The sequence below is a fragment of the Dyella silvatica genome, assembly GCF_026283955.1.
In the GTDB taxonomy this organism is placed as follows: Bacteria; Pseudomonadota; Gammaproteobacteria; order Xanthomonadales; family Rhodanobacteraceae; genus Dyella_C; species Dyella_C silvatica.
On sequence record NZ_JAPDPE010000022.1, the window covers coordinates 17,452 to 30,179 of the forward strand.

General features: G+C 61.8%; 12 protein-coding genes. 8 read left to right on the forward strand and 4 right to left on the reverse strand.

The genetic code is table 11. The features are described from left to right. Nucleotides 1-186: 186 nt before the first annotated feature. Nucleotides 187-903, forward strand: a complete 717-nt coding sequence (gene aqpZ, locus OUZ52_RS06580) for an aquaporin Z (RefSeq protein WP_266157584.1) — start codon at nucleotides 187-189, stop codon at nucleotides 901-903. A gap of 43 nt (nucleotides 904-946) precedes the next feature. On the opposite strand, the gene gloA2 is transcribed toward aqpZ, so the two are convergent. Further along, entirely contained in the window at nucleotides 947-1,342 is a 396-nt protein-coding gene (gloA2, locus tag OUZ52_RS06585; protein ID WP_266157585.1) for an SMU1112c/YaeR family gloxylase I-like metalloprotein, read from the reverse strand. A 235-nt stretch (nucleotides 1,343-1,577) separates the two neighbouring features. On the opposite strand from gloA2, the gene OUZ52_RS06590 reads away from it, so the two are divergent. Further along, nucleotides 1,578-2,438: a hypothetical protein gene (locus tag OUZ52_RS06590; protein WP_266157586.1), complete on the forward strand. Its 861-nt coding sequence runs from the start codon at nucleotides 1,578-1,580 to the stop codon at nucleotides 2,436-2,438. 5 nt (nucleotides 2,439-2,443) lie between these two features. Next, nucleotides 2,444-3,643 carry a DUF4785 domain-containing protein gene (locus tag OUZ52_RS06595; protein WP_266157587.1) on the forward strand — a complete coding sequence of 400 codons (1,200 nt, stop codon included), beginning with the start codon at nucleotides 2,444-2,446 and terminating at the stop codon, nucleotides 3,641-3,643. A gap of 70 nt (nucleotides 3,644-3,713) precedes the next feature. On the opposite strand, the gene epmA is transcribed toward OUZ52_RS06595, so the two are convergent. Continuing rightward, nucleotides 3,714-4,679, reverse strand: coding sequence for an EF-P lysine aminoacylase EpmA (gene epmA, locus OUZ52_RS06600; RefSeq protein WP_425493806.1), 966 nt, complete (start codon nucleotides 4,677-4,679; stop codon nucleotides 3,714-3,716). A gap of 121 nt (nucleotides 4,680-4,800) precedes the next feature. Next, a complete protein-coding gene (gene ligA, locus OUZ52_RS06605; RefSeq protein WP_266157588.1) occupies nucleotides 4,801-7,185 on the reverse strand; it encodes an NAD-dependent DNA ligase LigA in 2,385 nt (794 codons plus the stop codon). Between the two features lie 228 nt (nucleotides 7,186-7,413). Between ligA and OUZ52_RS06610 the strand changes: the two genes are divergently transcribed. Further along, the gene (locus OUZ52_RS06610) at nucleotides 7,414-8,037 is read left to right on the forward strand and encodes a phosphatase PAP2 family protein (protein ID WP_266157589.1); all 624 of its coding nucleotides are present in this window, start codon (nucleotides 7,414-7,416) and stop codon (nucleotides 8,035-8,037) included. Between the two features lie 77 nt (nucleotides 8,038-8,114). Further along, complete coding sequence (locus tag OUZ52_RS06615) at nucleotides 8,115-8,612, forward strand: hypothetical protein (protein ID WP_266157590.1); 498 nt, start codon at nucleotides 8,115-8,117, stop codon at nucleotides 8,610-8,612. A 103-nt stretch (nucleotides 8,613-8,715) separates the two neighbouring features. Here OUZ52_RS06615 and rnk read toward each other — a convergent pair whose 3' ends face one another. Further along, nucleotides 8,716-9,126: a nucleoside diphosphate kinase regulator gene (gene rnk / locus OUZ52_RS06620; protein ID WP_266157591.1), complete on the reverse strand. Its 411-nt coding sequence runs from the start codon at nucleotides 9,124-9,126 to the stop codon at nucleotides 8,716-8,718. 450 nt (nucleotides 9,127-9,576) lie between these two features. On the opposite strand from rnk, the gene OUZ52_RS06625 reads away from it, so the two are divergent. The 3 genes from OUZ52_RS06625 (at nucleotide 9,577) to OUZ52_RS06635 (ending at nucleotide 12,716) form a co-directional block, all read left to right on the forward strand. Continuing rightward, on the forward strand, nucleotides 9,577-9,810 hold the full coding sequence (locus tag OUZ52_RS06625; RefSeq protein WP_266157592.1) for a hypothetical protein: 234 nt from the start codon (nucleotides 9,577-9,579) through the stop codon (nucleotides 9,808-9,810). 103 nt (nucleotides 9,811-9,913) lie between these two features. Continuing rightward, on the forward strand, nucleotides 9,914-11,380 hold the full coding sequence (locus OUZ52_RS06630; protein WP_266157593.1) for an MFS transporter: 1,467 nt from the start codon (nucleotides 9,914-9,916) through the stop codon (nucleotides 11,378-11,380). 142 nt (nucleotides 11,381-11,522) lie between these two features. Beyond that, entirely contained in the window at nucleotides 11,523-12,716 is a 1,194-nt protein-coding gene (locus tag OUZ52_RS06635; RefSeq protein WP_266157594.1) for a cation:proton antiporter, read from the forward strand. Nucleotides 12,717-12,728 lie beyond the last annotated feature (12 nt).

A 12,728-nucleotide genomic window follows, 5' to 3' on the forward strand; every position in this document is an offset into this window, starting at 1 on the left:
GAACCTACAGCTCTGCCCGGATAGCCGCAGCGGGAAAACCCGTGAATGCAGCTCTCACACCACAGGGCGTTTCAAAGTGCCATGGTTTTGTTAGCCTAGCGACGCGCTTGGGACTGGATGCCCATACGCCGGGGGTACGACATTTTTTTCCGGCATTCCATTTCATCCGTCCAAAGGAGACTTCTGATGAGCATGGGCAAGCGTTTTACGGCCGAATTCTTCGGCACGTTCTGGCTAGTCTTCGGTGGTTGCGGCAGTGCGGTTATCGCTGCTGGCTATCCTGACCTGGGCATCGGCTTTGCGGGCGTTGCACTCGCCTTCGGCCTTACCGTCGTCACCATGGCCTACGCCGTAGGCCACATATCCGGAGGACACTTCAATCCAGCCGTCACGGTGGGTCTGTGCGCGGGCGGCCGCTTTCCGGCCAAGGACGTACTGCCTTACATCATTGCCCAGGTCATCGGCGGCATCGCGGCTGGTGCCGTGCTGTACCTAATCGCCAGCGGCAAACCGGGCTTCGATGCCAGTGCCGGTTTCGCCTCCAACGGCTATGGCGCGCACTCGCCGAGCGCAGTCAATGGCATCGGCGGCTACTCGATGCAGGCAGCGATCGCCGCCGAACTGGTATTGACCGCGTTCTTCCTGATCGTCATCCATGGCGCCACCGACAAACGCGCGCCGTCGGGCTTCGGCCCGCTGGCCATCGGCCTGGCACTGACCTTGATCCACCTGATCAGCATCCCGATCACCAACACCTCGGTCAATCCGGCACGCAGCACCGGTGTGGCGATCTTCCAGGGTAGCTGGGCGCTGGAACAGTTGTGGTTGTTCTGGCTGATCCCGCTGATCGGCGGCATCGTCGGCGGCCTGATTTACCGCCACCTGCTCGCCAGCAACGACTGACGCTTGAAGCTACGGCCCCTGTCCCTCGACAGGGGCCGTATCGTCAGCTTTCATACAATTCGATCGGCAGACCATCGGGGTCGGCAAAAAAAGTAAAGCGTCGATCCGTGTATTCATCGACGCGTATCGGCTCGCACGCCACGCCGCGTTGCTGCAAGATCTTCACCACCGCCTCGACATTGGGTACGGCAAAGGCCAGATGCCGAAGCCCCTGCGCCTCCGGCCGTGACGGCCGCGGTGGCGGATCCGGAAACGAGAACAGCTCCAGTTGCACCCCCGGGCTGACCTCCAGATCACACTTCCATGACGCGCGCGTGTCACGGTAAACCTCTCGCACAATCCGCAAGCCCAGCGTTTCGCTGTAGAAAGCTTTCGAGCGCGGATAATCCGAACAAATCAGTGCCACGTGATGAATGGCGCACAGCAGCGGTTCGCTCATGAACGTCTCAGGCTTTGCACATCAAGGCGTTGCAGCATAACCGCATGGCATGCAACGAATCGATATGCCTGGCTTGAGCATTCACATCGCCTGCTCAACCGGCTTGCTAGTGTCCGGCGGCCACAGCGTCCGCCAGGGGGATACACGGACTGTCGGCATCATCGGTGTCGCCATCGGCGGCGCTATCTGCAGGTGCATGGGCACCCGGCCATGCACATACATGGAGGACTACAGCATGCAACGTTTTCTTTTAATGTTGGCATTAAGTGTGGTCGCCGGCGTGGCCCAAGCGGCAACAGGGGTTGCGCTGGTGCATGGCACCGGCAATCAAACCGACGCAGCGACCAATTACTGGCAAGCCGACATGATTGCCGGCGTAAGCAGCGGTCTCAGCGACAGCAACAATCTGCTCGTAGTCAATTGCGATTTCACCCAATACATGTGGGACAACCGCGCCGCCGGCTGTCTCGCCCAGCAACTGACCGATTTCATCAGCGCGCGCAATATCGACAAGCTGATTGTCATTACCCATTCCAACGGCGGCAATGTCATGCGCTGGATTCTTTCCAATCCTACCTATGATGCCCGCTATCCCAACATCATCAGCCGTATCGTCAGGGTCGACGCGATCGCACCATCCAGCGCCGGTACGCCGCTGGCCGATGCCGTCATCAACGGCAATATATTTGAAAGTGCGCTGGGCTGGTTGCTCGGCTATCAGAACGATGCCGTGCGCCAGCAGCAAACCGGCTGGATGGCCACTTACAACCAGCAAAACCTGCTCGGCACCGCTGGCCGCCCGGCACTGCCCACACCATTTCGCGATGCCTACGGCAGCGATGTCGCCGCCGCCGTGTGGAATAGCGACGCCTATTGCGGTGGCTACGCCCAAAGCGTGGGCCTGGCGATTACCCAGAACTGGCTCGATAGCTGCTCGGACGGCTTCATCAACTGCACCAGCGCCCAGGCTGCCGGCAGCGTGTGGTTCAAAGACACCCAGGTCACCGACCATGGCGCTGTGTTGAATCACAACCAGAGCCGCCGCGCCTGCTTCGGACTGCAGACCATCCTCAGCAACGACATCAAGAAGGGGTAAGCGCCATGCGCATACGTATTCTCACCCTGGCACTGCTTGCTGGCACCGCGTCGATGTCTGCCCTGGCCGCCAGCGAAAGCCTGCTGCCGCCGCAATCGGATGACTTGGTCCCTACCCTGATCCACGCACGTGCGACCACCGTCGGCGCCACCAGCGACGCCAGCACCGCACGCTTTGCCCCAGCGCCGCAGATTCACCTAGAGCATCAGCCGATCCAGGTCAGCTGGGCACTCGATCCAGCCGCACCGCTCGACACCACGCCGCAGCCGATCAGCCAGCGCAGCCGCGAATACTGGACCGATGTCAGCAGCGGTGACCTGCAACGCGGTGTCGAACTGCCGTTGAGCGCACCCGGCGCCATCATCCGCCTCAGCCCCGGCCAGGGCAGTGGCAAGATCAGCCCCGCCGACGTGCATCTGCAACTGGGCAACCAAAACGTCGACGGCAATGCCGCCGCCAGCCATATCGCCGACGCCAGCGCACTCAAAGCCGCCGGCATGGATGTCGCCGAGGCGTCGCTGGCGATGCAATTGCGCCCGGAACTAGGCTCGGGTCACGCCACCCTTAAAGCGGCAAATGCCAATCGCGCCGAAGTATTGCTGGGCGACAGCGTGCAAGTCACCTTAAGCCTGCAAGATGGCAGCTCATTGAACCACCTGCAGACTGCCGGCGGCTATCTGCGCGCGCCCAATGGCGACACCACCCTGCTGCACTTTCAGCAACAGGCTGACGGTCGCTTCGTCGCCACCGCCACGCCCACCAAGGAAGCCAGCAGCCCGGGCTTGTGGCAAGTGCAAAGCTTTACCCTCGGCACCGATGCCAACGGCCAGGATGTACGTCGCGATGTCACCAGCACCTTCGCCGTAGCGGCTGCGGATGTGCGCTTTAGCGGCGGCGTCGAGCCAAAGAAAGCCAGCGACGGCGGCATCGATATTGCGCTGGCTGTGGATGCGAAAAATGCCAGCCGCTACGCCGTATCGGGTGTGCTGTATGGCCGCGGCACCGATGGCCAGATGCATCCCGGCGCCTATGCGCAATCGGCAGCTTGGTTAGCGCCGGGCAATAGTCAATTGCACTTGCATTTCGACGCCAACAGCACGCGTCATCTGGCCCCGCCCTACGAGCTACGCGACCTGCGCCTGCAAGATCAGCCCGCCATGGGCCTGGTCGAACGGCGCGCCCTGGCACTTCGCTTCGCCCTGTAAGTGAGCTGACGGACGGGCCATGGACGGCCCGCCCCTAATCGTCCTCCTGCCACCGATTCACCCAGCTAAGTCAGGCGGCTGAAAAGGGAAACGCCAGCACGTCGGCAATCGCATCGGTACCGGCCAGGCACATCAACAAACGCTCCACGCCCAGCGCCACCCCGGCGCAATCAGGCATGGCATCGAGCACCTCAAGCAGTGACGTATCCAATGGAATCTCAGCCAGGCCACGCGCACGCCGAACCGCATTATCACGTTCAAAGCGCAGCCGCTGCTCGGCGGCATTGTTGAGCTCGTGATAGCCATTGGCCAACTCGTAAGGCCCCAGGTACAACTCGAAGCGTTCGGCCAGCGGCGGATCTCCCGCACGGATTCGCGCCAGCGCACATTGGCTGGCGGGATAGTCGTGAATCACCGTGATGCGGTCGCGCGGAAACGCCGGTTGCAGCTTGTGCGTGATCAACAAATCCAGCCAATCGTCACGGCCCAGATCACTGGCCTCGATCGCATACTCCGCCAACGGCGCCCGTAATGCGTCGATGCTGGCATGCAACGGGTCGATGCCCAGTTCGTCCAGAAACATCTGCCGATAGCTTTCGATGACCACCTCGGCACGCCGCCCCACCATGCCCAACGCAGCCTCGACCAGACGAATGGTTTCCTCCATCAACCGGCGATGGTCCCAGCCGACGCGATACCACTCCAACATGCTGAATTCGGGATTATGCCGCCCACCCGCTTCACCATTGCGAAACACGCGCCCCAATTCGTAGCAATCGCCCACACCGGCGGCTAACAGCCGCTTGAGTGGATATTCCGGCGATGTACGCAGCCAGCGCTGGCGCGCGCCAGCATCCACGTGACCACTGAACAGCGTGCTGAAGCTTTCGATATTCGGATCGGTATTACCCGCCGCCGACAAGATCGGCGTCTCCACCTCCAGCACCTGACGCTCGGCAAAAAACGCGCGCAGCAGCGCATACAGGCGCGCGCGCAGTTGCAGTTGTTGCGGCAGCGATACGGGTGGTTGGATCACAAAGGAAACCTGTTTGTTGTGCATCACAGCTGTATTCAGTGGCTCGCTGGCGCCGACTATCTGTCTGCCCAAGCTACGCCAGAAGTAGGGGCAGTAGAAGCAGGCAAGCCAGGTTCACGACTTAATTTTCATGCTCGGCCAGCAGCGCAAGTAAACGAGCCTCGTCCCATACTTCGACGCCAAGCTCTTGCGCTTTATCCAGCTTGGACCCGGCCGCTTCACCGGCAACCACGAAACGGGTCTTCTTCGACACCGATCCCGACACTTTCGCGCCCAGTGCCTCCAAGCGTTGCTTGGCTTCATCACGGCTTAGCGTGGGCAAGCTACCGGTAAGCACCACGGTTTGGCCCTCCAAGGGAGCCCCCACCGCAGCGGCCGTTTGCGGAATCGCCGCCAACAGCCGGTGCATGGCGGCCTCTGCTTCACGCAATGGCGTCAGGGTCGAAGCATCCGCAAGATAATTCTGCAAATGAAGCACCGCCGCCTGCGGCAAACCGGCCACCACCCACTGCGCCGCGCCGGCATCGATCAACTGCTGCAAGGTCGGGTAGTACTGCGCCAGCAATTGCGTGCTCTTGGGCCCCAGCTTGCTGACCTTGACCATGTCCAACAGCACGGCCAGGTCCAGCTTTCCACGCAGCTTGGCCGATGGCGTGCCCTCATCGCTAAAGCTCACCCCCGCAGCCAACAAGGCATCGACCACCTGTTGATTGCCCGGTTGCGCAAAAAAGCCGGCAATCGAGCTGGCCACTTCGCCACCGATATCCGGCAACACGCGCAATATCGGCTCTGGCGTACTGCGCACCACATCCAGGCTGCCCAGCCATGCCGCCAGCGTCTTGGCGGTGCTCTCGCCGATATGCATGATGCCCAGCCCAAACAAAAAGCGCGGCAGGGTGGTGTGCTTGCTCGCCGCAATCGCCTCAAGCAGGTTTTCCGCCCATTTGGTGGCGATCTTGCCGGCCTTCACGGTTTCCGGCGTGCTGCCGTCGTGCTCGTCGGCACGGCGCTTCATCTCCAGAAAATCGTCCAGGCTCAACCGGTACAAATCGGCCGGCGTGTGCACGTAGCCGAAATCCACCAAGGCGTCGACGAAACGCTCGCCGAGGCCATCGATATCCATCGCACGCCGCGCGGCAAAGTGAATCAAGGCTTCTTTGCGTTGCGCTGCGCACACCAGGCCACCGGAACAGCGCCAGGCCGCCGCCCCCTCTTCGCGCAACAAGGCCGAGCCGCACACCGGACAATGCGTGGGCATGCTCCACGGCGTGGCGTGCGCGGGGCGCTGCTCAGCTATGACCCGTACCACTTCGGGGATCACATCGCCGGCGCGACGCACGATGACGGTATCGCCGATACGCACGTCCAGTCGCGCCACCTGATCGGCATTGTGCAAGGTGGCATTGGTGACGATGACGCCAGCCACCTGCACCGGCGCCAGCCGTGCTACCGGGGTGGCCGCACCGGTACGGCCGATTTGAATTTCGATCGCTTCCACCGTGGTGGTTTGCTCCTGCGCCGGAAACTTATGCGCAATGGCCCAGCGCGGTGCGCGCGAGACAAAACCCAGCTCGCGTTGCCCGGCATAGTCATCCAGCTTGTAGACCACGCCGTCGATGTCATACGGCAGCGTGTCGCGCTTATCGCCAATACGCCGGTAATACGCAATCAAGCCGTCGAAGCCGCTGGCCGTACCCGCTTCGGGCGATACCGGAAAACCCCAGTCGCGCAATTTTTGCAGCGTTTGCGAATGAGTGACAGGTAATTCACCACCCTCTACCACCCCGACCGCATAGGCAAAAAAGCTCAGCTTGCGCTTGGCGGTTATCGCCGGGTCCAGCTGACGCAACGAACCGGCGGCGCCATTGCGCGGATTCGCCAGGGTCTTTTCGTCGGCCGCCCGCGCCCGCGCATTGAACGCCTCGAAATCCTTGCGCAGCATGATCACCTCGCCACGCACCTCGAGCACGCGCGGCCAGCCTTCGCCACGCAGCCGCAGCGGAATCGCCCGCACCGTGCGCAGGTTGGCCGTCACGTCTTCGCCGGTTTCGCCATCGCCACGCGTCGCGCCCTGCACAAACACACCATCTTCATAACGCAGGCTGATCGCCAGGCCATCGAGCTTGGGCTCTACCGAGAACACCGGCTCGCGCAGGTCCAGGGTCTGCTCGACACGCCGTTCAAACTCGGCGACCTCGCGAAAGCGTTCGCGGTCGTTGTCGCCCTCTTGCTCAAAGGCGTTGCCCAGCGACAGCATCGGTCGTGCGTGCCGCACTTCGGCAAAACCGCCTTGCGCTCGCGCGCCAACGCGCCGGGTCGGCGAGTCGGCCGTCGCCAGCTCGGGCTGCGCCTGTTCCAGCGCTTCCAGCTCTCGCAGCAAACGATCATATTCAGCGTCGGTGATTTCCGGATCGTCGAGTACGTGATAGCGGTAATTGGCGTGCTCGATGCTCACACGCAGCTCGGCGGCGTGCTGGCGATCGGCATCGGTGGGGCGTTGGCTCATGCGATCTCCTTGTCTACGTGAAGTTTAGCGATTCAGCCGCCGCCGTGAACGACCGCATGAACCGAAGCCTTGGACATGGGGCTGCTTCACGCGCTGCTTTTAGGCGTATACAACGCACATCACCTTACGGTGTGCGAATCTGTGAACGGTGAATACAAACGTTGCCGGATCGCGGTGGTATCGCCAAACGCATCGGCGCAAAATCCTCCGACCTAGGGAGGATAAGTCATGCGCAAGCGACGATTCGCCGTGTTGATGCTTCTCACTCTGAGCGCTGGCCTGGCCCATGCTGGGGGTGGCCCATTTGGCATCGACCACCGCCTTCACTACGACAACAGCGGTATCTGGAAACGCAGCGACCAGCAGATCGTGTTGTACGGCACCATCCTGTCGGTGACCGGCGGCGCCATCGCCTTGGGCGATAACGACAAGCTCGGCGATACCCTGTGGCGCTCGGTGGACTCGATGCTGGTCGCCAGCGTCGGCGCCCAGGCGTTGAAATGGACCTTTCAGCGCCAGCGTCCATCGCAGACAGACAACCCGAATCAGTTCTTCAAAGGCTGGCATTCACAAAGCTTTCCCAGCGGCGAAGTCACCACCATCTCCGCCGCGGTCACCCCGATCATGCTTGCCTACGGCGAGGATCACCCAGCGGTTTATGCCCTGGCCCTGCTGCCTGCCTACGATGCCGTGGCCCGCGTAAAAACCCGCGGTCATTGGCAAAGCGATGTACTGGTTGGCGCCGCCATCGGGGTCGGGGTAGGTATCTGGGCGGAGCACCGCCAATCACCCCTGGTTCTCAGCGTGCTGCCCGGCGGCTTCAAGGTCGGCTTCATTCATCACATCGATTAAACCCTGGCGTGCCGCGCTGACGGACCAAGACGCCCCACCCGCCCCAAGCAACTGTCGTCGTTGACTAGACTGCGCGGATGGAAACCTACCCCCTGCTCGACACCGCCCGCGCCGATCAGGGCGACCTGGGCATCGAACTCCCGCTGACCCTTAGCACCGGCCGTGGCGCGCCGATCATCGGCATCGCGATATTCACTCTGCTCGCCGGCCTGTCGTTATGGATCTACCTCGACGGCAAAGACTGGCCCGCACTGGCCTGCACCCTGCTGTTTGCGCTGCTGGCGTTACTTTTTGCGCTGACCGCGCGCTATCGGGCCACCCTGCGTATCGACGAAACCGGCTTCACGCTGACCTCGCCCTTGCGCAAAAACAAAGCGGTGACCACGGCGTGGCGGCATGTCGAACAATTTGGCGTAGTCAACGTGGGGCGCCCCTACGTCACCTATCAAATCACCCCATCCAGCGGCCGCCGGCGGATTCCCGGCGGCTACCTGCTGCCCGCCTTCGCCGGCATGCCTACACCCGCCCTGGCCGCCTTGCTCGAAGCCTGCCGCGAGCACTTCAGCACCTCATAACGGCACGGTCACGCGGCGGACTAGCGAGAGCATCCGTGGTTAGCAACATCGCCGCTTAACAGCGGGGGCAAAGCGCCCCTTTCGGCAAAGACCTGCAAGCGCCTTAGCGCTGCGAATGCCCCGGCGTCTCCGCCGGCAGGCCAATCGCCAATACGTGCAAACGGCGGTGCTTGCCATCCGGCGTCGGCCAATCGATATGTTTACCTTTGCGCAGCCCCAGCAAGGCGCTGCCGACCGGCGCAAGAATGGACACTGTTCCAGGCTTGCCCGCATTGGCAGGGTAGACCAGGGTCAGGGTGAGCTTTTCCTTGTTGCTTTCGTCCTCGAACGTCACCGTAGAGTTCATCGTCACCACGTTGCGTGGCATCGCCGCAGGTTCAACCACATCGGCCCGATCCAGTTCCGCCCGCAGCGCAGCATAACCCTCGGCCTGCGCCGGCGGCATGCGCTCCAGCAAGGCTTCGATACTGTCCATATCAACGCTGGAAACAACGATGGTTGGCTTGATGCTCATGACGAATCCTGTCCCTTCGATGCGCGGACGCGCTTGCTGCAAAAAAGTGCGCGCCGAGACAACTGCCTCGGCGCGCGGATAAGAGTTGAAACCAAATCGAAACAATACAGACTTTGGGGTCGCCGCCCCCGAAAAGCAAGCTAGCCAAGCAGCGAATGGCGGCCCGCTCGTCGCCGCTGCAAAATGGCCGCACCCGCTCACGACCTTCGACTAGACCCGTAGCACCTCGCACTAACGGCGCTCGACCTGAAGGCAACATTTCATTAATGCACGATCCAGGTGAATTCATCGGCATCGGTAAAAACGCCACATGCGCATCGAACCCCATCGTTTTCCCACGGCGCGAGCGAACCGATCCTTAGGACGAATACCCAAAGACCAAAACGTCTCAGCGGCATGGATGACCTGAATCAGCGATGATGCCGACCTCAACCACAGGAGGTCAGCGGCTTGGATCAACGTAGCGTCTTGGGTTTGGCCTTGGCTGTCAGCTCCTTCGTGCTTACCCCGTGGATTATTCCGGGCCTTACGCTTTCGCCTGCCGCCATCGTGATCACGCTGATGGGCTTGATACGTAGCTTGAAGTTAAACTCGCACCGAGGATCCAGCCTGGCCTGCCTGCTGCTTGCGATCGGCGTGCAAATATTTCAGCTGGATGCCTACCTGCACACCCGCTGGAATTAAGCAGCGGCAGGCAACGCAAACGAGTACAGCGGTCGCAAAAAAACGGCGTCGGTGGCTTCGCCAGGGTCGTAAAACTGATGTTAAGGCGTATCATAGGCGGGCCATGCCCCAAGACACCGCCGCTATGGAGGTCCCCACCTCCGCTTCTCTCGATGCCCCGCCAGGCTCGCCCGCTACGCCGCCATCCACACCTCCATCGCTTGAGCGCTATCGCGGCTTGATCTGGCTGGTTGCCGCGGCATTTTTCATGCAGGCGCTGGACTCCACCATCGTCAATACCGCCGTACCGGCGATGGCCGAGGCACTTGGCGTCACCCCGCTAGGCATGCGCACCGCACTCACCAGCTACGTGCTTACGCTGGCGATTTTCATCCCGGCCAGCCCCTGGTTATGTGACCGTTTTGGCACCCGCCGCGTGTTCGCCAGCGCCATCGCCGTGTTTACGGTCGGCTCACTGCTCTGCGGCATTGCGCAGACCCTGCCGCAACTGGTGGCCGCACGCGTACTACAAGGCCTCGGCGGCTCGGTACTGATGCCGGTGGGGCGCTATGTCTTGGTACGTAGCATCGACAAACGCGACTTTGTCCATTCGATGAGTACGGTGGCCACGGTGGGGCTGCTCGGCTCCGTGCTTGGCCCTTTGCTCGGTGGCGCGCTGACCCAGTTCACTTCGTGGCGGCTGATCTTTCTCATCAATGTGCCGTTCGGCCTTGTCGGCATCTGGCTTAATCAGCGGCACATGCCCGATTACCGGCTGGAGCGCGCCAATCGTTTCGACCTGGGCGGGTTCCTGCTATTTGCCGCGGCCTCGGCCATGCTGCTCACCGCCGCCGAATTGGCCAGCGATGCCGGTGGCCAGTGGCTGCAAATCGGCGTCAGCACCCTGCTCGCCCTGCTGATTGGCGGTGTCTATGTATGGCACAGCCGGCGCACGCCGTTTCCGGTGGCCGATCTCAGCCTGCTGCGCATTCGCAATGTCTGGGTCGCCCTGGCCGGCAACTTGTTTACCCGGCTCGGCGTCTCCGGCATGTTTCTGTTGCTGGTGCTGTTTCTACAGGTCGGCTGCGGCTGGTCGCCATTGATGGCCGGCTTGATGATGGTGCCGCAGGCGCTGGGTTCGATCAGCGCCAAGTGGGCGATCAACCTGTTGCTCGGTCGCTACGGCTACCGTCGCCTGCTGCTCGGCAACACGATTATTGTCGCGCTGATATTGGCCTCCTTTGCCCTGCTCGGCAAAAGCTCGCCGATGTGGCTGATCTCGCTGATGATGTTTATCTATGGCAGCTTCATGGGCCTGCAATACACCGCCATGAACACGCTGATTTATCACGACCTCGATATCAAGCACGCCTCAATGGCCTCCTCCATGTCATCGACGGCACAGTATTTATCGATGAGCTTCGGCATCGCCCTCGCTTCGCTATTGATGGGTGCGTTGCTGCATGGGCACGCGCACGAGGACTACGTCGTCGCCTTCCGCTGGACCGTGTTGCTGCTGGCTGTCGCCACCTTGGCGGCAAGCCGGGTGTTTGCCCAATTGCAGCCGGATCGTCCACCACGATCGGGCTAAAACGACTGTATTGAGGCGGCAGCAGCATCGCTGCCTAATCAGATGCAGCCGGCTAGCAGGCGCGCCGCTTGTCCGTTCGGGGCAGAAACGAGCTTGAGCATGTAGGATTCCTGCCATTGGCTCGCTTCCAAAGACTTTACGCATGCATCACGCCAGCGACATCCTGCTCACCCTTTTTATTGTCTTCGTCGCCGCGCAGATCGGCGGCGAGATAGCCCAACGCCTGAAGTTGCCCAGCGTGGTCGGTGAGATTGCCGCCGGTTGCATCATCGGTCCCTCGGTACTGGGCTGGATCACTCCAGAACAAGTCGCCACCGGCACCCCGCTGGATGTGCTCGCCGAGATCGGCGTGGTATTGCTGTTGTTCTCGGTCGGCCTGGAAACCCGCCTGGAAGATCTCAAGCGCGTCGGCAAAACGGCGTTTCTGGTCGGCGTGCTCGGCGTGGTAATCCCCTTCGGCATGGGCACGCTATGGGCGCATAGCGCCGGCTTCGACTGGAGCAAATCGCTGTTCATCGCAGCGGCTTTCGTCGCGACCTCCGCCGGTATTACGGCACGCGTGCTGCAAGAGCTGGGTGCACTGCAACGCACCGAGAGCAAGGTCATTCTTGGCGCCGCGGTGATCGACGATATTCTGGCCATGCTGCTGCTCGGTGTCGTCGTTGCGGTACAAGGCGGCGAAGGCTTCAATCCGCTGAACCTGGTGATGGTGCTTGGCGGCGCCATTGGTTTCATCGCGGTGATTGGCCTCGGCGGTGCGCGGGTCATGCGCTGGAACTCCACCTGGCTCGATCGCCCGAGCAATCCGCAGTCGCCGCTGCTTATCGTGCTGGCGCTATGCCTGGGCCTGGCCTATGTCTCCACCCTGTTTGGCCTGGCAGCCATCATCGGCGCCTTCCTCGCCGGCATGATCGCTTCGGAAACACGCCAGCAGCACACGCTGGAAAAACAGACCATGCCCTTGCTGGCCTTGCTCACGCCGTTCTTCTTCGTCATCACCGGCAGCAAGATCGATTTGCAACAGCTGGCCAACGCCGATGCCTTGATCATGCTGGCCGTGGTCACCGTCATTGCCATCATCTCTAAACTGCTGGGCGGCTTCCTCGGCGCCTTGCCGCTGGGCAAACACAGCGCGACCATCGTCGGTTTCGGCATGGTGCCGCGTGGCGAGGTCGGCGTGGTCATTGCCAGCCTCGGCCTGGCGGCCGGCGTCTTCAACGACCGCATCTACGCCATCATCGTGGCGATGTCCTTGCTCACGGCGATGGTGACGCCGCCGGTATTGGCGTGGATGTTGCGCCGCGCCGGTGCCGACAAGGCAGCGACGCCCAGCTGACCTGTCTGAGGC

What these genes read in the sequence shown, in the direction of transcription:
- aqpZ (WP_266157584.1), top strand. Translation starts at nt 187, where the DNA reads ATGAGCATGGGCAAGCGTTTTACGGCCGAATTCTTCGGCACGTTCTGG.
- OUZ52_RS06610 (WP_266157589.1), top strand. Translation starts at nt 7,414, where the DNA reads ATGCGCAAGCGACGATTCGCCGTGTTGATGCTTCTCACTCTGAGCGCT.
- ligA (WP_266157588.1), bottom strand. Translation starts at nt 7,185, where the DNA reads ATGAGCCAACGCCCCACCGATGCCGATCGCCAGCACGCCGCCGAGCTG.
- gloA2 (WP_266157585.1), bottom strand. Translation starts at nt 1,342, where the DNA reads ATGAGCGAACCGCTGCTGTGCGCCATTCATCACGTGGCACTGATTTGT.
- OUZ52_RS06635 (WP_266157594.1), top strand. Translation starts at nt 11,523, where the DNA reads ATGCATCACGCCAGCGACATCCTGCTCACCCTTTTTATTGTCTTCGTC.
- OUZ52_RS06590 (WP_266157586.1), top strand. Translation starts at nt 1,578, where the DNA reads ATGCAACGTTTTCTTTTAATGTTGGCATTAAGTGTGGTCGCCGGCGTG.
- OUZ52_RS06595 (WP_266157587.1), top strand. Translation starts at nt 2,444, where the DNA reads ATGCGCATACGTATTCTCACCCTGGCACTGCTTGCTGGCACCGCGTCG.
- OUZ52_RS06615 (WP_266157590.1), top strand. Translation starts at nt 8,115, where the DNA reads ATGGAAACCTACCCCCTGCTCGACACCGCCCGCGCCGATCAGGGCGAC.
- OUZ52_RS06630 (WP_266157593.1), top strand. Translation starts at nt 9,914, where the DNA reads ATGCCCCAAGACACCGCCGCTATGGAGGTCCCCACCTCCGCTTCTCTC.
- rnk (WP_266157591.1), bottom strand. Translation starts at nt 9,126, where the DNA reads ATGAGCATCAAGCCAACCATCGTTGTTTCCAGCGTTGATATGGACAGT.